The organism is Arenimonas alkanexedens (assembly GCF_054781355.1).
This window is the reverse complement of sequence record NZ_BAAGUO010000005.1, coordinates 12,613-32,995: the sequence shown is the minus strand read 5'-3', so window position 1 is coordinate 32,995 and position 20,383 is coordinate 12,613. Positions and strand designations below refer to the sequence as shown.

The 20,383-nt window shown below is 67.2% G+C and carries 18 protein-coding genes; 13 read left to right on the top strand and 5 right to left on the bottom strand.

Annotated features, from left to right (window positions below; translation table 11 throughout):
- Positions 1–42: 42 nt before the first annotated feature.
- Genes ACYVGY_RS11080 through ACYVGY_RS11070 form a run of 3 tightly spaced genes read right to left on the bottom strand, consistent with a single transcriptional unit; the run spans position 43 to position 4,283 of the window.
- The gene (locus ACYVGY_RS11080; RefSeq protein WP_460457554.1) at positions 43–1,242 is read right to left on the bottom strand and encodes an acetyl-CoA C-acyltransferase; all 1,200 of its coding nucleotides are present in this window, start codon (positions 1,240–1,242) and stop codon (positions 43–45) included.
- A gap of 4 nt (positions 1,243–1,246) precedes the next feature.
- The gene (locus tag ACYVGY_RS11075; protein ID WP_460457553.1) at positions 1,247–3,616 is read right to left on the bottom strand and encodes a 3-hydroxyacyl-CoA dehydrogenase/enoyl-CoA hydratase family protein; all 2,370 of its coding nucleotides are present in this window, start codon (positions 3,614–3,616) and stop codon (positions 1,247–1,249) included.
- 46 nt (positions 3,617–3,662) lie between these two features.
- Positions 3,663–4,283 (bottom strand): TetR/AcrR family transcriptional regulator, encoded by a 621-nt coding sequence (locus tag ACYVGY_RS11070; RefSeq protein ID WP_460457552.1) that lies wholly within the window; start codon positions 4,281–4,283, stop codon positions 3,663–3,665.
- 232 nt (positions 4,284–4,515) lie between these two features.
- On the opposite strand from ACYVGY_RS11070, the gene ndk reads away from it, so the two are divergent.
- The 9 genes from ndk (at position 4,516) to ACYVGY_RS11025 (ending at position 12,966) form a co-directional block, all read left to right on the top strand.
- Positions 4,516–4,941, top strand: a complete 426-nt coding sequence (gene ndk / locus ACYVGY_RS11065; protein ID WP_460457551.1) for a nucleoside-diphosphate kinase — start codon at positions 4,516–4,518, stop codon at positions 4,939–4,941.
- A 23-nt stretch (positions 4,942–4,964) separates the two neighbouring features.
- Positions 4,965–6,146, top strand: a complete 1,182-nt coding sequence (rlmN, locus tag ACYVGY_RS11060) for a dual-specificity RNA methyltransferase RlmN (protein ID WP_460457645.1) — start codon at positions 4,965–4,967, stop codon at positions 6,144–6,146.
- Positions 6,136–6,921 (top strand): type IV pilus biogenesis/stability protein PilW, encoded by a 786-nt coding sequence (pilW, locus tag ACYVGY_RS11055; protein WP_460457550.1) that lies wholly within the window; start codon positions 6,136–6,138, stop codon positions 6,919–6,921. Before rlmN ends, pilW begins: the two co-directional genes overlap by 11 nt.
- Positions 6,918–7,787 carry a RodZ domain-containing protein gene (locus tag ACYVGY_RS11050; RefSeq protein ID WP_460457549.1) on the top strand — a complete coding sequence of 290 codons (870 nt, stop codon included), beginning with the start codon at positions 6,918–6,920 and terminating at the stop codon, positions 7,785–7,787. The genes pilW and ACYVGY_RS11050 overlap by 4 nt, the downstream gene beginning before the upstream one ends.
- Before the next feature lie 69 nt (positions 7,788–7,856).
- Complete coding sequence (locus ACYVGY_RS11045; protein WP_460457548.1) at positions 7,857–8,507, top strand: YfgM family protein; 651 nt, start codon at positions 7,857–7,859, stop codon at positions 8,505–8,507.
- A 4-nt stretch (positions 8,508–8,511) separates the two neighbouring features.
- Positions 8,512–9,732, top strand: coding sequence for an outer membrane protein assembly factor BamB (bamB, locus tag ACYVGY_RS11040; RefSeq protein WP_460457547.1), 1,221 nt, complete (start codon positions 8,512–8,514; stop codon positions 9,730–9,732).
- A gap of 29 nt (positions 9,733–9,761) precedes the next feature.
- Positions 9,762–11,159, top strand: coding sequence for a ribosome biogenesis GTPase Der (gene der, locus ACYVGY_RS11035; protein WP_460457546.1), 1,398 nt, complete (start codon positions 9,762–9,764; stop codon positions 11,157–11,159).
- Complete coding sequence (locus tag ACYVGY_RS11030) at positions 11,156–11,731, top strand: molybdenum cofactor guanylyltransferase (RefSeq protein ID WP_460457545.1); 576 nt, start codon at positions 11,156–11,158, stop codon at positions 11,729–11,731. Before der ends, ACYVGY_RS11030 begins: the two co-directional genes overlap by 4 nt.
- On the top strand, positions 11,728–12,966 hold the full coding sequence (locus tag ACYVGY_RS11025) for a molybdopterin molybdotransferase MoeA (protein ID WP_460457544.1): 1,239 nt from the start codon (positions 11,728–11,730) through the stop codon (positions 12,964–12,966). The genes ACYVGY_RS11030 and ACYVGY_RS11025 overlap by 4 nt, the downstream gene beginning before the upstream one ends.
- Here the strand turns inward: ACYVGY_RS11025 and ACYVGY_RS11020 are convergent.
- Complete coding sequence (locus ACYVGY_RS11020; RefSeq protein WP_460457543.1) at positions 12,963–15,539, bottom strand: cation-translocating P-type ATPase; 2,577 nt, start codon at positions 15,537–15,539, stop codon at positions 12,963–12,965. The genes ACYVGY_RS11025 and ACYVGY_RS11020 overlap by 4 nt on opposite strands.
- A gap of 107 nt (positions 15,540–15,646) precedes the next feature.
- Between ACYVGY_RS11020 and moeB the strand changes: the two genes are divergently transcribed.
- Positions 15,647–16,750: a molybdopterin-synthase adenylyltransferase MoeB gene (gene moeB / locus ACYVGY_RS11015; RefSeq protein ID WP_460457542.1), complete on the top strand. Its 1,104-nt coding sequence runs from the start codon at positions 15,647–15,649 to the stop codon at positions 16,748–16,750.
- Positions 16,751–16,756: 6 nt separating this feature from the next.
- Positions 16,757–17,734 carry a CBASS cGAMP-activated phospholipase gene (locus ACYVGY_RS11010; protein ID WP_460457541.1) on the top strand — a complete coding sequence of 326 codons (978 nt, stop codon included), beginning with the start codon at positions 16,757–16,759 and terminating at the stop codon, positions 17,732–17,734.
- A 40-nt stretch (positions 17,735–17,774) separates the two neighbouring features.
- On the opposite strand, the gene ACYVGY_RS11005 is transcribed toward ACYVGY_RS11010, so the two are convergent.
- A complete protein-coding gene (locus tag ACYVGY_RS11005) occupies positions 17,775–18,326 on the bottom strand; it encodes a DUF2058 domain-containing protein (protein WP_460457540.1) in 552 nt (183 codons plus the stop codon).
- A gap of 139 nt (positions 18,327–18,465) precedes the next feature.
- Between ACYVGY_RS11005 and ACYVGY_RS11000 the strand changes: the two genes are divergently transcribed.
- Entirely contained in the window at positions 18,466–20,058 is a 1,593-nt protein-coding gene (locus tag ACYVGY_RS11000) for an inorganic phosphate transporter (RefSeq protein WP_460457539.1), read from the top strand.
- Positions 20,058–20,372: a YajD family HNH nuclease gene (locus ACYVGY_RS10995; RefSeq protein WP_460457538.1), complete on the top strand. Its 315-nt coding sequence runs from the start codon at positions 20,058–20,060 to the stop codon at positions 20,370–20,372. The genes ACYVGY_RS11000 and ACYVGY_RS10995 overlap by 1 nt, the downstream gene beginning before the upstream one ends.
- Positions 20,373–20,383 lie beyond the last annotated feature (11 nt).

Genomic DNA, 20,383 nt, shown 5'->3' with positions numbered 1-20,383 from the left:
GCCCCGAAGGGCCCGTCTATCGTTCGTTGCCTTGGCGCGAGATCAGAGCGCTTCGAAAATGCCCGCCGCGCCCATGCCGGTGCCGATGCACATCGTGACCATGCCGTACTTGCTCTTGTGGCGCTGCATGCCGTGGACGATGGTCGCGGTGCGGATGGCGCCGGTGGCACCGAGCGGATGACCCAGGGCGATGGCGCCGCCCAGTGGGTTCACCTTGTCCGGGTCCAGGCCGCAGGTGCGGATAACGGCCAGGGCTTGTGCTGCGAAGGCCTCGTTGAGCTCGATCCAGTCCATCTGGTCCTGGGTCAGGCCGGCCTGCTTGAGCGCCTTGGGAATCGCCGCAATCGGACCGATGCCCATCACTTCGGGGCGGACACCGGCCACCGAGAAGCTGACGAAGCGCGCCAGCGGGGTCAGACCGTATTCCTTGATGGCCTTTTCCGAAGCCAGCATCACGGCCGCCGCGCCGTCCGACATCTGCGACGAGGTCGCGGCGGTGACGCTGCCGCCGTTGCGGAACACCGGGCGCAGGCGGGCGAGCCCTTCCATGCTGGTGTCGGCGCGCGGGCCTTCGTCATGCTCCACCAGCATCTCGCGAAGCTTGATGGTGTTGCTGCCGATCACCGGCTGGCGCGAGATCACCTGGTAGGGCGAGATTTCCGCAGCGAACTCGCCGGCGGCCTGCGCCGCCAGTGCCTTGCGATGCGAAGCGACGGCGAACGCGTCCTGATCCTCGCGCGAAACCTTCCATTCCTCCGCGACTTTCTCGGCCGTGATGCCCATGCCGTAGGCGATGGCGACGTTCTCGTCCTTGGCGAACACCTGCGGGCTCATGGCCACCTTGTTGCCCATCATCGGCACCATGGACATGGACTCGGTGCCGCCGGCCAGCATCAGGTCGGCGTTGCCCAGGCGGATCTGGTCGGCGGCCATGGCGACCGCCTGCAGGCCCGACGAGCAGAAGCGGTTGATGGTCTGCGCAGCGATCACGTTCGGCAGGCCGGCAAGCAGCAGGCCGATTCGCGCCACGTTCATGCCTTGCTCGCCCTCGGGCATCGCGCAGCCGATGATGGCGTCGTCAATACGGGTCGGGTCAATGCCCGGGACCTGCGCGACCACGGCACGAAGCACGTGGGCGAGCATTTCATCGGGACGGGTGTTGCGGAAAACGCCGCGCGGGGCCTTGCCGACCGGGGTGCGGGTGGCGGCGACGATGTAGGCGTCCTGGATTTGCTTGGTCATGGGGTCAGTTCCTCAGCGGCTTGCCGGTCTTGAGCGTGTGCAGGATGCGTTCCTGGGTCTTGGGCATCTGGGCCAGCGCGACGAAGTGTTCGCGTTCGAGCCTAAGCAGCCACTCCTCGTCCACCAGCGCGCCGCGGTCGACCTCACCCCCGCACATCACGGTCGCGATGCGGCTGGACACCTCGTAGTCATGCTCGGAGATGAAGCGGCCCTCGAGCATGTTCACCAGCATCATCTTGAAGGTGGCGATGCCCACGTCGCCGGCCACCTGGACCTGGCGGGCGGGCAGGGGCGGGCGGTAGCCCGACTCGGCCAACGCCAAAGCCTGCGCCTTGGCCACGTGCAGCAGTTCGTACTGGTTGAACACCACCACGTCGTTGTCGCGCGCCAGCTTGAGCTCCTTGGCTTCCAGCGCGGAGGCGGACACCTTGCCCATCGCGATCGTCTCGAAGTAGGGCTTGAGCGCGGCAAAGACATCGCCGCCCGGACCCGCGAGCGCTGACGCGCGCACCGCGATTTCCTTCAGGCCACCGCCGGCGGGCAGCAGGCCGACGCCGGCCTCGACCAGGCCGATGTAGCTCTCGAGCGAGAACACGCTGCGGGCCGAATGCATCTGGAACTCACAGCCGCCGCCCAGGCCCAGGCCGCGCACGGCCGCGATCACCGGGACCAGCGAATACTTGATGCGCTGGCTGGTGGCCTGGAAGGTCTTCACCATCGCCTCGAACTCGTCGATGCGACCCGCCTGCAGCGAGGCCATGGCCCCGGACAGGTCGGCGCCGGCCGAGAACGGCTCCTTGGTCTGCCACAGCACCAGGCCGCGGAAGTCCTGCTCGGCGCGGTCGATGGCCTCGCCGATGCCGGCCAGCACGCCGTCGCCGACGGTGTTCATCTTGGTCTTGAAGCTCAGTACGGCGATGCCGTCCCCGTCATGCCACATGCGCACGCTGTCGGTCTCGAACACCGTGGTGCCCGGGGCCGCGCGTTCGCCCAGCACCGGGTCCGGGAAGCGCTGGCGGTTGTAGACGGCCAGGTTTGAGCGAGGCTGCATTTCGCCGCGGACCGGGCTGAAGCTGCCCTCGGCCGCGTGCACGCCGTCGCGGCCGTCGAACACCCAGTTCGGCAGCGGCGCGTCCGACATGGACTTGCCGGCGACGATGTCCTCGGCGATCCAGTCGGCCACCTGCTTCCAGCCGGCGGACTGCCAGGACTCGAACGGGCCCAGGCTCCAGCCGTAACCCCAGCGGATGGCCAGGTCCACGTCACGGGCGGTCTCGGCGATCGAGGCCAGGTGGAAGGCGCTGTAGTGGAACAGGTCGCGGAACACCGACCACAGGAACTGCGCCTGCGGATGCTGGCTGGCGCGCAGCTGGGCGAACTTCTCGGCCGGATCCTTGTTCTTGAGGATGGCGATGACCTCGGGGTCGGCTGCGCCGGTGGCCGGGCGGTAGTCCTGGGCCTTGAGGTCCAGCACCACGATGTCCTTGCCCTTCTTCATGAAGATGCCGGCGCCGGTCTTCTGGCCCAGCGCACCTTTCTCGATCAAGGCCTTCAGCCAGTCCGGCGCCTTGAAGTACTTGTGCCAGGGGTCGTCGGGCAGGGTGTCGGCCATGGTCTTGATCACATGGGCCATGGTGTCGAGGCCGACCACGTCCGAGGTGCGGTAGGTCGCCGACTTCGGGCGCCCCAGCAGCGGGCCGGTCAGGGCGTCGACTTCATCAAAGCCCAGCCCGAACTGCGCCGTGTGGTGCAGGGTCGAGAGGATCGAGAACACGCCGATGCGGTTGCCGATGAAGTTCGGGGTGTCCTTGGCATAGACCACGCCCTTGCCCAGCGTGGTGACCAGGAAGGTCTCCAGGCCTTCGAGCACGGCCTTGTCGGTCTTGGCGCAGGGAATCAGCTCGGCCAGGTGCATGTAGCGGGGCGGGTTGAAGAAATGCACGCCGCAGAACCGGCTATGAAGTGATTCCGGAAGAACTTCTGCCAAGCCATTGATTGACAAGCCGGAAGTGTTGGTTGCGAGGATCGCGTGCGGCGCCACATAGGCCTCGATCCGGTCGTACAGCGCCTTCTTCCAGTCGGTGCGTTCGGCAATCGCCTCGATGATCAGGTCGCAGTCCTTGAGCAGCTCGAGGTGCTGGTCGTAGTTGGCCGCCGTGATTGCGGCCGCCTTGGACTTGCTGGCGAAGGGGGCCGGCGAGAGCTTGCCGAGGTTGGCGATGGCCTTGTCGACGATGCCGTTGGGCGGGCCTTCCTTGGCGGGCAGGTCGAACAGGATCGTGTCGACGTCGGCATTGACGAGGTGGGCGGCGATCTGCGCGCCCATCACACCGGCGCCGAGCACGGCCACCTTGCGGATGCGAAGTTGAGGCATGGGTAGAACTCCGTGGGAGGAGGGAACGTGGAAGGGGTGTCGGGGCTCAGTCGGCCCGGAGGCCGGCGGCGGCGAAGCGGATGAGGGCCTGGGCGGCCTTTTCGCAGTGGGCCTTCTCGGACACGCCGGTCGGCCGCTTGATCAGCCCGAAATCGGCCATGGCATAGGTGAGCGCGCCGGCGGTGAAGTCCAGGCGCCAATACAGGTCTTCCTTGGCCAGGGCCGGGACGGCCTGGCCGATGGCCTTGGCGAACTCCCGAAGGACGTGGCCGTAGTTGTCGGACAGGAACTTGCGCAGCCGGTCGTTCTTCTCGGCGAAGGCGCGGGCCAGGACCCGGACGAAGGCTGACCCGCCGTGGCGGTCGATGGTCAGCGCCAGCGGCGGCTCGATAAAGGCCGCCAGGATGGCCTCCAGGTCGCCCGGCTGGGTTTCCTGGGCGACCCGCAGCTGGGCCAGCCGGCGCTCGCTCATCTCGTCCATGCGGCGGCGGAAGACCTCGTTGACCAGGTTCTCCTTGCTGCCGAAGTGGTAGTTCACTGCGGCGATGTTGACGTCCGCGCGACTGGTGACCTGGCGCAGCGAGGTGCCTGCGAAGCCGTGCTGTGCGAACAGTTCCTCGGCGGCGCCCAGGATGCGTTCCTTGGTATTGAAGTGGCTTGTCGTCATGGCCTGCCAGCGCTCGATTAAAACGGTTGTTGGTGAGTGTACGCCGCTCGCCGCCGGCGTCAAATGGGCGATTGAATCAAGCGGATGCACGACATCCCGCGCCAAGGGCCGGCAAGATCGGGTGATCGAGCCTCCGGAAGTTTTCAGGGATTCACGCTAAGCCCTCGCCGGGACGGGGAATTGTGTTAAATTTGCAGACCCAACAACCCCTTAGAACCCACGGAGTTTCACCATGGCGCTGGAGCGCACCATTTCCATCATCAAGCCCGACGCGGTCGCCAAGAACGTGATCGGCGAGATCTACGCCCGCTTCGAGAAGGCCGGCCTGAAGGTCGTCGCCGCCAAGATGAAGCACCTCTCCCGCAAGGAAGCCGAAGGCTTCTACGCCGTGCACCGCGAGCGCCCGTTCTTCAACGCGCTGGTCGAGTTCATGATTTCCGGCCCGGTGATGATCCAGGTACTCGAAGGCGAGAACGCCATGCAGGTCAACCGCGACCTGATGGGCGCCACCAATCCGAAGGAAGCCGCTGCCGGCACCATCCGCGCTGATTTCGCGCAGTCGATTGACGCCAATGCCGTGCACGGTTCCGACAGCGTCGAGAACGCCGCGATCGAAACCGCGTACTTCTTCGCCGCCACCGAGCTCTGCCCGCGCTGAGCGGTGTCGACGTGACCGAGGCCATGGACAAGATCATCCCGTCGCAGACCAACCCGGAAGGGCAGGCCGGTTCGCGGGTGAACCTGTTCGACCTCGATCGCGAGGGCCTGGAACGCTTCTTCGCCGAGACCCTCGGCGAGAAGCGTTTCCGCGCCCACCAGATCATGAAGTGGATGTACCACCAGCACGTCACCGACTTCGAGCAAATGACCGATGTCGGCAAGGCGCTGCGGGCGCGGCTTGAGCAGCACTGCGAGATCCGCCCGCCCAACGTGGTGCTCGACAAAGGTTCCACCGATGGCACCCACAAGTGGCTGCTGGGCATGGATACCTCGAACGCCATCGAAGCCGTGTTCATTCCCGACAAGGGCCGCGGCACGCTTTGCGTGTCCAGCCAGGTCGGCTGCGGCCTGAACTGCCAGTTCTGTTCCACCGCCACCCAGGGCTTCAATCGCAACCTGTCCACCGCCGAGATCATCGGCCAGGTCTGGACGGCGTCCAAGCACCTGGGCAACCAGACCCACAAGCACCGCAAGCTCACCAACGTCGTGATGATGGGGATGGGCGAGCCGCTGCTGAACTTCGACAACGTCGTGCGCGCCATGAGCCTGATGCGCGACGACTATGGCTTCGGCCTGGCGAACAAGCGCGTCACCCTGTCCACCGCCGGCCTGGTGCCGATGATCGACAAACTCTCCGAGGTCAGCGACGTGTCGCTGGCGGTGTCGCTGCATGCGCCAGAGGATGATCTTCGAACCGAGCTGGTTCCGCTGAACAAGAAATACCCGATCGCGGAATTGCTCGAAGCCTGCGTGCGCTACGCGCTGCGCAAGCCGCGCACCTCGATCACCTTCGAATACACCATGATGAAGGGCGTCAACGACCAGCCGGCGCATGCCCGCGCGCTGGCCCAGCTGATGCGCAAGTTCGATGCCCGCGTCCAGCGCGAAGACGCAGCCAAGGTGAACCTGATTCCGTTCAACCCCTTCACCGGCACGCGCTTCGAGCGCTCCGAGGAAGCCGACATCCGCGCCTTCCAGAAGATACTGCTCGACCAGAAGGTGCTGACGATGGTCAGGCGCACCCGCGGCGACGACATTGATGCGGCCTGCGGGCAGCTCAAGGGCCAGGTGATGGACAAAACGCGCCGCCAGGCGGAGTTCAAACGCAAGCTCGAACAACAGGGAGTGTCCGATGCCGCGTGATGCTGTTCGCAACAGCCTGCTCGCCTTCGCCCTGGTGCTCGCCGCCGGCTGCGCAGGTTCCCCGTCCGCCAAGTCCTCGTCTGGCAGCGCGCTGGGCAGCCAGGCGGCGATGACCAACAAGGGCGTCGCCAACCTCAACCTGGCCCAGAACTATCTGGGCGCGGGCAAGCTCGAATACGCCCTCGACCGCGCCAACCGCGCTCTTCGCAGCGACCCCAACTCGGCCGACGTGCAGGTCGTTCTTGGCCTTATCCGCGAGCGCCTGGCGGACAACTCCCGCGCCGGCGAGCATTTCGAGCGTGCTGCCAGGCTCGACCCCGACTCCGGGCACGTGCTCAACGTCTATGCCGTGTGGCTGTGCCAGAACCGTAGGGCGGACGAGGCCGAGCTGATGTTCGTCCGTGCGGTTAAAGACCCGTTCTACAAGGCGCGCGACCAGGCTTACTTCAACGCCGGCAAGTGTGCGATGGAGGCCGGTAAGTTGGCGGCCGCCGAGCAGCACCTGCGCCAAGGCATCGAAGTCGCCCCCGAGAATCCCGGCCTGCTGGCCCAGATGGCCGAGCTGCAGTTCCTCAGCGGCAACTACATGGGCGCCCGCGCTTTCTACCAGCGTCGCGAGTCGCTGGGCGCGCTTTCCGCAGAGCTGCTTGATCTCGCCGCCCGCATCGAGCAGGCGGCTGGCGACACGGTCGCCGCCCGTCGCTACCGTCAGCGACTGCAGGATCAGTTCCCCAACTACACCTCGTCCGACAACCAAGGCTCGCTCCAGCCATGACTCCAGACGTCACGCAGGAAGCTCTGTTTCCAGATCCGATCGGTCTGCGTCTAAAGCAGGCGCGGGAATCGCAGGCGTTGTCCGCGGTCCAGGTCGCTCAGCAGCTGAAGCTTCCGCTGGCGATCGTCGAGGCCATGGAGCAGGACGACTGGCCTCGCCTTGGCGCGCCGGTGTACGTGCGCAGCTACCTCGGCAGCTATCTGCGCCTGGTGGGTCTGCCCGAAACGCTGGCCGAACAGGCCGCGCAAACCAAGCCGACGCCGCAGTTGGTGCCTATGGGCACGCGCTCCCGGATGCGCCGCGTCGTCGATCAGTCGGTCCGCAATGCCGTTTACCTGCTGATGACCGCGGTGCTGGTCATTCCGGTGGTGCTGGTGGCTCGTCATTACCAGACGAGCCAGGCGCCGGAGCAGCTGGTGCTCGACACGCCGTCGGCCTTCACACCCGCTGAGCCGATCGCCGCGCTGCCCGTCACCGCAAGCGTGGCTTTGGACGTGGGCGCTCCCGCGGCCGATGACGCATCCACTGCGCTGGCGCCGGATGCGGCCCCGGACCCGGTAATGGCTTCGATGGCGCCGTCATTCCGGCGTGACGAGCCAGCGTCGGGCCTGCTGCTCAGCTTCCGTGAGGAGAGCTGGGTAGAGGTGCTAGATGCCGACGGCCGACGGATCGAGCGCGGTCTGGTCGCTGGCGGTGACGTGCGTCGTTACGCCGCCGGACAGGTCGCAAGTATTACTCTCGGGAAGGCAGATGCGGTCGAAGTCAGTTTTGCCGGCACGCCGGTCGATCTGACGCCGTATCGCGCCGCGAACGTCGCCCGCTTTACGGTATCCTCTACCGGCCAACCCGCTCCCCCGGGCAACTGACCGCGGCCCTGCCGCCGGTTTCCCGATCACCCCCGCCGGCGTTGCTACGCCGGCCTGAAGAAGCCTTCCATGGACGAGATCGACGAATACGAACAGGGCGAACGCGTTCGCACCTGGCTGCGAAACAACGGTTCCTCACTGATTGGCGGCGTGGCCCTGGGCCTGGCCTGCCTCGGTGGCTGGCAGTGGTGGCAGGGCCAGCAGGCCAATGAAAAGGTTCAGGCCGCCATCGAATTCCGCGCGTACAACCAAGCGCTTGAAGCGGGCGAAACCGCCAAGGCCGAGGCTCACGCCACGGTACTGGAACAAGATCACGCCGACACCATCTATCCGGCCCTGGCTGCGCTTGCCCAGGCGAAGCAGCTGCATGGCGCTGACAAGGACACCGACGCGGTGGCTGCCTTGGATGCCATCGACCGCGACAAGATTGACCCGATGCTGGCCGAGCTGGCGCGTCTGCGCGCTGCCCGCCTGCTGGTCAACAGCGGCAAGCCCGAGGACGCGCTCAAGCGCCTCGACAGTGCCGCCGTAACCACTTACGCCTCGGCGGCTGCCGAAGTTCGTGGCGACGCCGAGATGGCCCTGGGCCGTCGCGACGCCGCCCGCGCCGCCTACGAGCAAGCCTTGGCCACCCTGGATATCGCTGCTCCGACGCGCTCGATCGTTGAAATGAAACTTACCGATGCCGGCGGTTCGCCGACGGCTCAGCCGGAGATCTAACCGCATGCTGCTTCGCACCTTGCTCATCGCCCTCATCCTGACGCTGACTACCGGTTGCGCCTCGGTCAAGGGCTGGTTCGGATCCGACAAAGCCAAGGCTATCGAACCGGCGGAGCTGGTCGAGATCACCAGCCCCATCGCCATCAATGCCGCCTGGTCGCGCAAGCTTGGCGATGGCATGGAAAAGCTTGGCCTGCGCCCGCGGCCGGCAATCGAAGGCGAGCGCGTGTTTGTGTCCAACGACGAGGGACGCGTGCTGGCGCTGAACATCAACACCGGCGACACCCTTTGGGATTCGGAAGCGGTAAAGACCGGCAAGGAAGGCAACCGCGTTCTGTTCTGGCGCCGCAAGGAAATCGACGCCGGCCTGTCCGGCAGCCCCGGCGTAGCCAATGGCCTGGTCGTCATCGGCGGCCGCAATGGCGAGGTCGTCGCCTTTGACGCCGACAGCGGCGCCGAGCGCTGGCGCACCGCGGTGACCTCCGAGGTCATCACAACCCCGCTGATCACCGGTGGTTTCGTAGTCGTGCGCAGCAACGATGGACGCACCTTCGGTCTCGATGCCGCTGACGGTGCCCGCAAGTGGGTGTTCGATCGCGGCCTGCCGGGCCTGGGTGTGCGTGGTAACGGTTCGCCCGTCGCCGGCAATGGTTTTGTCTACCTTGGCTACGACGACGGCAGCGTCATCTCCCTGCGGCTGGCCGATGGCCAGCGCGTCTGGGAACAGCTGGTCGCCCAGCCCGAGGGTCGCAACGACCTCGAGCGCATGGCCGACGTTGATGGTGAGATCCAGGTGGGTATCGATGCCATCTACGCCACCAGCTACAAGGGTCAGACCATGGCCATCGACACCAATAGCGGGCGTCCGCTGTGGAACCGCGATACCGGCGGCTATGGCGGCCTGGCGTTGTTGGCAGACCGCGTGATCCTCGCCGATTCCGCGGGCACGGTGTGGGCCCTGGACCGCTACAACGGCAGCGCGCTGTGGAAGCAGGACGTGCTCGCCCGGCGCATGCTCACGTCGCCGGCCATCCACGGTGACTACGCGGTGTTCGGTGACCTCGATGGCTATCTGCACTGGATCCGAATCGCGGACGGCACCCTTGCCGGCCGCACCCGGGTCGAGCGGGCGCCCATCCTGGGTACCCCGCAGGTCGCCGCCAACGGCATGCTGTTTGCCGTGACCACCGAAGGCAAGCTGTCCGCCTTCCCGCAACCGAACTGATCGGCCGAGTCCACCGGGAGAGATCCATCGTGTTGCCATTGGTCGCGCTAGTCGGCCGGCCGAATGTCGGCAAGTCCACCATTTTCAATGCGCTCACGCGCAGCCGCGACGCGCTCGTCCACGACGAGCCGGGCGTCACCCGTGATCGCCATTACGGCATCTGCCGTCGCGACGAAGACCACCCTTTCGCTTTGTGCGATACCGGCGGCCTTTCGGGCGACGAAGAAGGTCTTGCCGGCGCCACCGCGCGCCAGGCTCGCTCGGCGGTGGAGGAGGCTGACCTGGTGTTGTTCGTGGTCGACGGCCGCGAAGGCCCTTCGGCACTGGACGAGAACATCCTGAACTGGCTGCGCAAAAGCGGCCGGCGCTTCTTCCTGGTCATCAACAAGACCGACGGTCTCGATGAAGACGCCGTGGTGGCGGAGTTCGCCCGCTTCGGCGTCGAGCGCGTCATCCCGATCGCCGCCGCCCACCAGCGCGGCATCCCGGACCTGCTTGAGGAAGTCATCCCCGAGCTGCCGGCCGAACGCGACGTCGAGATCCTGGCCGACGAGCCCGGTCGAATCCGCATCGCCTTCCTGGGCCGACCGAACGTGGGCAAGTCCACGCTGGTCAACCGCCTGCTGGGCGAGGAGCGCATGATCGCCTCCGACGTTCCCGGTACCACCCGCGATTCGATCGCGGTGGACATGGAACGCGACGGTCGCCCCTACCGCCTGATCGACACGGCCGGCCTGCGTCGCCGCGCCAAGGTCGAGGAGGCGGTGGAGAAATTCAGCGTCTTCAAGACCCTGCAGGCGATTGAAAACGCCCAGGTAGTGGTGGTGATGCTCGACGCCGGTGAAGGCGTGACCGAGCAGGACGCCACCGTCTTGGGCTACGTGCTCGACGCCGGCCGTGGACTGGTGATCGCCGTCAACAAGTGGGACGACCAGGACAAGTACACGCGCGAACAGGCGCTGTCCATGCTCGAGCGCAAGCTTTCCTTCTGCGAATGGGCCGAGCGCGTCACCATCTCCGCCAAGAACGGCACCGGCCTCAAGGAGCTGTTCAAGGCCGTCCATCGCGCGCACGCCTCGGCGACGCACGAGTTCAGCACTGCCGACACCACCAAGGCCCTGCAGGTAGCGATCGAAAGCTTCCCGCCGCCGGTGGTTCGCGGCCACGTGGCGAAGATGAAGTTCGCGCACCCGGGCGGCGCCAATCCGCCGACCTTCATCGTTCACGGCAACCGACTCAAGTCGCTGACCGTAAGCTACCGACGCTACCTCGAGAACTTCTTCCGCAAGCGCTTCAAGCTGGTCGGCACGCCGATCAAGTTCGTGTTCAAGGAAGGCGAGAACCCCTACGAGGGTAAGAAGAACGTGCTCACCGATCGCCAGGTCAAGGCCAAGCGCCGCCTGATGAAGCACGTCAAGCGTCAGTGATCGACCGCGGCGCGATCACGCTCGGCATTCTGGCCGGCGGACGCGGACAGCGACTCGGCGGCCGCGACAAGGCCTGGGTGCGGCACCGCAGCGCGCCCCTGGTCGAAAACATTCTGATGGCGTTCCCGGGCGCATTCGGCGAACGCCTGGTCAGCGCGCGCGCCGAGGATCCTCGCTACGCCGCGCTCGGCCTGAGAGTGGTGCTTGATCGGCGCGAAGACTTCGCCGGCCCGCTGGCCGCGATCGAGGCGCTGGCGGCCCAGTGCCGCACGGACTGGCTGATGACGGTGCCGGTGGACATGGATCGGCTGCCCGAGGGAATCGCCGATGACCTGGCGGCCTCGGCGGACGGCGATGGCGTGGTAGTCACGGACGCCAGCGGCCTGCAGCCGCTGCTCGGCCTTTGGCGTACCGCCGCACTGCGCGAACACGCCAGCGCCATGCTGGACGCGGGAGAATCCGCCGCCCGTCGATTGGTCGCCCGGCTGCGGGTGTCGCAGCTGGATCTGGCGCCGCATCGGCTCGAAAATCTCAACACCCCGCAAGATTTCCCGGAAGGCTACGACCCGTGACCGACGCGTTCCCGACCCGCATTGCATTCGCCGAAGCACAAGCCATCCTTGCCCGCGTCGCGGCCGAGCGCCGCCTGGACGTGATCAGGCAGCCGCTGTCTCGCGCCCAAGGCGCGGTGCTGGCCACTGACCTGGTGGCGGCGCTGCCGCTGCCGGGTTTCGACAACTCCGCGATGGATGGCTTCGCGCTGCGCGCCGGCGAAATCAACGATGCCGGCGAAGCCGGGCTGCGCCTGGCCGGCGAGCAGTTTGCCGGCCCCAGCCATGAGCTGGCGCTTGGCGCAGGCGAGTGCAGCCGCATCACCACCGGTGCGCCGATGCCGGCCGGCGCTGATGCCGTGTTGATCAAGGAAGACGCGACCGAGTCGGACGGTCGCGTTGCCGCCAACCGTGCCGTCGCGCCGGGCGCGCATGTGCGTCGCAGCGGTGAAGACGTGGCGGTCGGCGACTGCGTGCTGCGTGCCGGCGAGGTGCTGACCCCGACGCGGCTCAGCCTGGCGGCCGCGCTGGGCCAGGACGGCCTGGACGTGTTCCGGCGGCCCACGGTGGCGGTGTTCACTACTGGCGACGAACTTCGCCCGCCGGGCCAGCCGCTGGCGCCGGGAGAAATTTACGACAGCAACCGGGTCCTCTTGCAGACCCTGCTGATGGCCGAAGGCCTGGAGCCCGTTGCCTGGCCGGTCCTGCCCGATGACCCGCTGCGCATGGCGACGGCCCTGCGCGATGCCGCGTTTTCCTTCGACCTGGTGATCACCTGCGGCGGCGTATCGGCCGGCGAGAAGGACTACCTGCCGAGCCTGCTGCGCGAACAGGGCGAGGTGTACTTCTGGAAGGTGCGGATGAAGCCCGGGATGCCGGTGCTGTTCGGCCGGCTCGGCGATGCGCTGGTGCTGGGGCTGCCAGGCAATCCGGTCTCGGTGCTGGCTACGTTCCTGACGCTTGGCCGCGGCCTGCTCGATGGCCTGCAGGGGCGCGGCGAACGCCGCCCGACGCTGCGTGCCGAACTGGCGATGCCGATCGCAAAGACGCACCCACGCCTAGAATTCATGCGCGGCAGCCTGGTCTGCAGCGAGCGCGGCCAGCTTCAGGTGCGGCCGAATCCTGCGGTCGCTTCGCACCGATTGCGCGCCGCGGCCGACGCCAATGCCTTGATCCAGCTGCCGGAGGGCGCGGCCGACTACGCCATGGGCGACTACGTCGACGTGTTGCCCTTCGGCCCGCTGTCAGGCCTCTAGTCCCAGCGAGCCGTGGGCGCCTGGCCGATGGCGGCACGCACCCAGGCAAGGTGCTTGCCCAGCTCAAGCAAAGAGCCGCCCAACACGCCGGCAGCGATCGCCATCGCGGCATGCCCCGGCTCCGGCAAGCCGAAGTCGAACAGCGACCGCAGGCCCGGGATCGCGAGGCAAATCACCACCACCGCCGATGCCAGCAGGCTGATAGCCCAGAACGCCGTACGCCGATGCCCCGTGGGCCGGAACGCGCTGCGGCGGCTGGCGTTGCTGCGCACCAGCATCAGATTGCCGGCGGTCAGCGCCAGGAAGGCCAGGGTACGGGCCACGTCGGCAGCGCTGCCGCCGCCGAGCGCACCGACGTAGACCGCAAGGCAGGCGGAAAGCAGGGCCAGACCCTGCGCCAGTCCAATCCAGAGCTGGCGTGCGCCGATCAGCGGCTCCGTCAGCGGCCTGGGCGCCTGTTGCATGGCGTCTGGTTCGGCTGGCTCGTTCTCGAACGCCACCGAGCACATCGGGTCGATGATCATCTCCACCAGCACCACGTGCGGCGGCAACAGCAGCGGCGGCAGGCCTATCAGCAGCGGCAGCATGGCCAGGCCGGCGATAGGGATATGAATGGCGACGATGTACAGCATCACCTTGCGCAGGTTGTCGAAGATGCGTCGTCCCACCGCCACCGCCGACACGATGCCGCCGAAGTCTTCGTCCAGCAGCACCATCGCAGAGGCTTCGCGGGCGACGTCGCTGCCGCGCTTGCCCATGGCGATGCCGATATGTGCGGCCTTGAGCGCGGGGGCGTCGTTGACCCCGTCGCCGGTCATCGCCACCACGTCGCCGCGGGCCTTGAAGGCCTCAACCAGGCGCAGCTTCTGCTCGGGCCGGATTCGTGCGAACACGTGCCGCTGCGCCAAGGCATCGCGCAGCGCGGCGTCGTCCATGGCGTCTAGCTCGGTGCCAGTCAAAGCGCCCGGGCCAGGGTCGATGCCGGCCTGGCGCGCAATCGCGCAGGCGGTCGCGGGGAAATCGCCAGTGATCATGTTCACGACCATGCCGGCGCGCTGCGCTTGCGCGATGGCCGCCGGCACCGAAGCCCGCAGGGGGTCTTCGAATCCGACCAGGCCGAGCCACCGGAAGGGAACCTCGTGCGGATCCTCGGGCAGTACGGTGCCGCGATGATCGCCTGCGGCCACGGCAAGCACGCGCAGGCCGTCGGCGGCGAGCTCGGCGACCCGTGCCATCCAGTACGCCTGTTCGCTGGCCGACAGGTGGCATAGGTTCGCCACGGCCTCGGGGGCACCCTTGCTGGCGAAGGCATGGTGGCCGGGTACGGTCTGCCACGCCTGCGACATCGCCAGCAGTTCAGGCGTCAGGCCGTAATGGCGGCCCAGGTTCCAGTCGGCATTAAGCGGATCGCGGCCATCGAGCACCGCCTGCGCCAGTTCGCCGACAGCGCGATCCATCGGATCGAAGCTCTGGGGTCGCGTCGCCAGGAAGGCGTAGTCCAGCAGTTCGCGCTCGCGCGTTTTTTCCGGTGGCATCGGCGCATCGCCGACGCTGAGCACGTCGCCGCCGGCATCCAGGCGCCGGATACGCATTCGGTTCTCGGTCAGGGTGCCGGTCTTGTCTACGCAAAGTACGGTGGCCGCGCCCAAGGTCTCGATCACCGCCGAACGCCGCGCCAACACCTTCACCCGGGCCAGGCGCCAGGCGCCTATGGCGAAGAACACGGTCAGCACCAGCGGGAATTCCTCGGGCAACAGGGCCATGGCCAGCGCGATCGAGCTGAGCAGACCTTCGACCCATTCCCCGCGCACCAGTCCATGGAAGAGCAATATGGCCAGGCTGACCAAGGCCGCGAACAGGCCGAACAGACGTACCAGCCGCCGCGTGTTGAGCTGCAGTCGTGTCGCCTCGGTTTCGATCACCGCCAGCGAGCGACCGATCTGGCCGGTCCGCGAGCCGGGACCGGTAGCCGTGACGCGCATCCTGCCATCGCCGCCCGAAACGAGGGTGCCTGAGTACAGGAAGGGCAGGTCATCGCCACCGGGGTCGGCGTTCTCCGGATCGCCGGTGGCTGCGGCGCGCTTGCTGACCGGCACGCTTTCGCCCGTCAACAGCGACTCGTCAACGCGCAGGCTGCGGCAGGCCAGCAGCACCCCGTCGGCGGCCACGCGCTCGCCTTCTTCGACCAGCAGCACGTCACCGGGGACCACCTCGGGGCCGGGGATACGGCGCGCTTCGCCGGCGCGCAGCACGGTCGCCACCGGCGACCCCAGGGCCCTCAGGGCTTGCAGCGCCGTTTCGCCACGGCGTTCCTGCATCACCACCAGGCCAATGGTGAGCAGCGCAAATGCGCCCAGCAGCATGCCTTCACCCAGGTCGCCCAGCAGCACGTAGCTCGCCGCCGCCAGCAACAGCAGCAGAAACATCGGTTCGGTGAGGACCTCACGCACGATGCGCAGCAGACTGCGCGGTCGCGGCGGCGGCAGCGCGTTGGGCCCGAACCGGACCAGTCGCCGCGCGGCTTCCTCCGCACTGAGGCCGGAGGCGGGGGTGGGCGATAGCGTATCGGGCATGGGTACCAGCTCCAGCGTGAACGCCAGTGCAGCATGCCCAGTCCCCGTGGCTGTTGACACAGGTCAAGCGTCTGCCCGCCGATGAAGCGGGGCGCTAGACTGGCGCGATGGATGACATCGAGGAAATCGGGCCCGACGAGGCCCTGCGCCGCCAGCAGGCCGGCGCCCGGCTGGTGGACGTGCGTGAGCCCGGCGAACACGCGCTGGGCCTGCCGCGCGATGCCCTGGCGGTGCCGCGCGCCGCGCTGGAGTCGGCGCCGGCGCAGTGGCTGCCCGATCCGTCAGCCGAGGTCGTTCTGATATGCGCCGCCGGCATGCGCTCTCTGGCGGCGGCGCGGGCCCTGCGTGCGCGCGGCTACACGCATCTGGCGTCAGTCGCGGGTGGCTTCGAGCAATGGCGGCGCGCCGGTCTGCCGGAAGTGGCCGGCGCTGAGGAAGACGCCGATTTTCTCGAACGCTACTCACGCCACCTGCGATTGCCGCAGGTTGGCCTGGCGGGCCAACGACGGCTGGCGGACGCGCGCGTGCTGGTGGTGGGGGCCGGCGGGCTGGGTTCGCCATCGGCCTTTTATTTGGCGGCAGCTGGCATCGGTCGCCTGGTCATTGCCGATGACGACGTGGTGGACCGCAGCAATCTTCAGCGCCAGATATTGCATACCGAGGCGCGTATCGGGCTGCCGAAAGTGGAGTCGGCGCGAATCGCACTGGGTGCGCTCAATCCGCGTGTCGGCATTGAGGTACACCAGCTGCGGGTAGAAGCCGACAACGTCGAGGCGCTGGTGAACGACGTGGACGTGGTGGTGGATGGCGCCGACAATTTCGCCGCGCGCTACCTGCTGTCCGATGCCTGCGTGCGCCTGGGCAAGCCGCTGGTCTATGGCGCCGTGCATCGCTTCGAAGGCCAGGTGAGCGTGTTCGACGCCGGCCGCCAGCCGGGCAAGGCCCCCTGTTATCGCTGTCTTTTCCCGGAGCCGCCCGCGCCCGAGGATGCGCCCAATTGTGCCGAGGCCGGCGTGCTGGGCGTGTTGCCGGGCATCATCGGCCTGCTGCAGGCCACCGAAGTGCTGAAACTCCTGCTGGACCTGGGCGATCCCTTGACCGGCCGACTGCTGCACTTCGACGCATTGCGCATGCGCTTCCGCGAGACGCGGCTGTCGCCCGATCCCGCCTGCGTCGCCTGCGCGTCGCGTTCTGAAACCCACCAGGAGTAACCGTGCATGGCTGAGCCCGAAAAACTGCCGGAATTCCGGATCCTGTCGCTGGCCGGCGGCGGCTACCTGGGCTTCTACACGGCCTGCGTCCTGGCCGAGCTCGAGGAGAAAGCGGGTGAACCGCTGGGCCGACGTTTTGACCTGATCGCCGGCACCTCGGTCGGCGGCATTCTCGCGATCGCCCTGGCCTTCGAGATTCCGATGGCGAAGATCCGCCAACTTTTCCTCGAGAACGGCACCCGCATTTTTTCGGCGCGGGCACTCCCGTCCAATCCGGTGGCGAAGCTGCGCGACCTGACCCGGTCGGTACTGGGGCCCAAGTACAACGGCATCGCACTCAACAAGGCCCTGGTCAGCCATCTCGGGCGCAAGACCATGGCCGACGCCAAGCACGCGGTTGTCGTGCCGGCGGTCAACATCACGCTCAGCCAGACCAAGGTGTTCAAGTCCCCGCATGCCAGCGGCTCCAAGGGCGACGAGGCGATCCGCGCCGCCAGCGTGGCGATGGCGACCTCCGCGGCACCGGCCTACTTTCCTTCGGTGCGGGTGGGCTCGCATCTCTATGCCGACGGCGGGCTGTTCGCGGTGGCCCCCGACCAGGTAGCCATGCATGAGGCAGAGCACTTCATGCGGGTGGATTCGGCGCGCATCCGGATGCTCTCGATCGGCACCGCGACGGCAAACTACCGCCCGGCCGATGACGTGGCGGAATCCGATGGCGCGGTGGACTGGCTCGCCGAGGGTCGCCTGCTGCTGACCCTGATTTCGGTGCAGCAGCAGCACGTGCAGTCCATGATGGAAGACCGCTTGCGCGATCGCTATCTGCGGCTCGATGCCGAGTGGCCCGCTGAAGCCGCGCTGGGTATCGACGTCGCGACGTCCCACGCGGCTGAGGTGCTGGAAGCGCTGGCCCACGAAACCATGACCCAGCCGCGCACTGCAAAGTTGATCAACCGCTGGATGGCGGCGCGGGCGGACGGCTAGCGGCGTACCGGGCCGCGCGGGCCGTGTTGGCGTCGCGAACTCACCACACCAGGTCGTCAGGCACCTTGAACTGCGCGTAGTAGGCGTCGTCCTCGGCGCTGGCTTCGGCCGGCGCATCGCTGGCCTGGCCGTGGTCGAGCACCACCAGGCCGGGCTCACGCTCGCGGACCTGGTCGCCCGCCCGGCGCGGCAGCAGCTCGTAGCGCTCCCCGAGCCGGGCGACCACCAGCGCGCCTGAGGCCAGCTGCTTGCGCTGGTCGCTATCGATCAGCAGCGTGCGGATGGCGCCGTCGGCGCTGAAGCGGTACTCGGTTTCGCCGGTGCGCGGCAGCTTCTTGTCCTGAATGATCTGCCGAGCCTGGGCAAGCCGTTCGGCCCGGTGGAGCTTGGCTCGCTGTTCGGCGGCCAGGGCGCGATCGCGCTCGATCTTCTCCAGCCGCAGGCGCTCGGCTTCGCGCTGGATTTCAGCCGAATCCGACGGACCCTTGCCGTGCCGCGCCTTGTCCTGTGCCCGCGCGACCTCGGCGGCCTTGGACTTCTTGGCCAGGCCGGCCTTGAGCAGCTGTTCCTGAAGGGGGTTGAGCTTGGCCATGGGGATACGCAGGGTCGAAGGGGACAGGGACCATGATACGCACCCCCCGGGGCGGGGCTAGAATATCCGGGTCCCTTACCTGAAGTCGGCGCATCGAGCGCCTGGCTTGACCTGATGCCATGCTCCGGAGCGTCCCGCCATGCCCCAAGACAGTGCCCTGAACGCCGAAAAGCCCAAAGCCAATCCCACCGGTAGCTGGCGAGCGTCGTTGGCCCGCCTGGGCCTGGGTCTGCTGTTCGTGCTGGCAACCCTGGTCTACGTCGCCTGGTTCCGCGAGGGGCAGGCCAGTCTGGTGCTGGTGCTGGCCGCGGTGTTCGGCGCCTACATGGCGATGAACATCGGCGCCAACGACGTGGCCAACAACGTCGGCCCGGCGGTGGGCTCGAAGGTGCTGACCTTGGGCGGCGCGCTGGTCATTGCCGCGGTATTCGAAGCGGCGGGCGCCCTGATTGCCGGCGGCGAAGTGGTCGGGACGATCCGCAGCGGGATCATCAACCCGGCCCTGCTGCCGGACAGCCAGACCTTCGTATGGGCCATGATGGCGGCGCTGCTTGCCGCGGCCCTTTGGCTCAATATCGCCAGCGCGGTCGGCGCGCCGATCTCGACCACCCATTCAATCGTCGGCGGCGTGCTGGGCGCCGGCATCGCCGCCAGCGGCCTGGCGGTGGTCAACTGGCCCGTGATGGGCAATATCGCCATGAGCTGGGTGGTGTCCCCGTTGATGGGTGCCACCATCGCCGCCGGTTTCCTGTACGTGATCAAACGCACCATCACCTATCGCCAGGACATGGTCCGCGCGGCCCGCAACCGGGTGCCGATGCTGGTGGCGGTGATGGCCTGGGCGTTTGCGACCTATCTGATGCTCAAGGGTGTGAACAAGCTGATTCCGGTCAGCTTCCTGGCGGCGGTGGCAATTGGCGTGGTGGTCGCGGCGGCGGTTTACTTCATCGCCCGGGGCGCCGTGCTCAGGCGCGCGGGCGAACTTGAGAACAGCAAGGCCGGCATTAACCGATTGTTCGGCGTGCCCCTGGTGTTCGCCGCGGCGCTGCTGAGCTTCGCGCACGGCTCCAACGACGTGGCCAACGCGATCGGGCCATTGGCCGCGATCGTCGACGTGGTGTCCAATGCCGGCGCCATCGACGGCAACGCCCCGATTCCGTTCTGGGTGATGGCGATCGGCGCGCTCGGCATCGCGGTCGGCCTGGCCCTGTATGGGCCGCGCGTCATTCGTACGGTCGGTACCGAGATTACCGAGCTTGATCCGATGCGCGCCTACTGCATCGCCATGGCGGCCACGATGACCGTGATCCTGGCCAGCCAGCTGGGGCTTCCGGTCAGCACGACGCACGTGTCGGTGGGTGCCGTGTTCGGCGTCGGCTTCCTGCGTGAATACCTGAAGACCAACTACAGCCTGATCGTCGCGGAGATCAAGTCGCATCACCCCGATGGCGACCAGGTGGCGTTGGACGCTTTCATGGCGCGTTTCACGGCGGCGACCATCGAAGACCGGGGCGTCATGCTGGCCAAGCTCAAGCGTGACTTCAAGCAGAAGCAGGGTCCGGACTATCTCGAGAAGTCCGAGCGCAAGCTACTGCGCAAGGCTCACCGCAAGGAGCTGGTGAAGCGCTCGCTGATGATGCGCATCGTCGCGGCCTGGATCATCACCGTACCGGCCTCGGCGCTGCTGGCGGCGCTGTCTTTCTACACCCTGCGCGGCATGTTGCTCGACTGATGGCCGCCGGCCAGCGTGACCCGGGGTACCGCGAGCGTGCGCTGAAGATGTACCCCTGGATATGCGGACGCTGCGCGCGCGAGTTCACCGGCGCCAACCTGCGCGAGCTGACGGTGCACCACCGCAACCACGACCATGATTTCAACCCGCCTGACGGCAGCAACTGGGAATTGCTGTGCGTCTATTGCCACGACAACGAGCACTCGCGCTACGTGGACCACACCGGCGTGAAGGCGATGGACGCGGAAGACAAGGTGGCCCCGGCGACCGGCAATCCCTTTGCCGACCTCAAGGCGCTGCTCAAGCGCGACTGAGCTGACGCAAC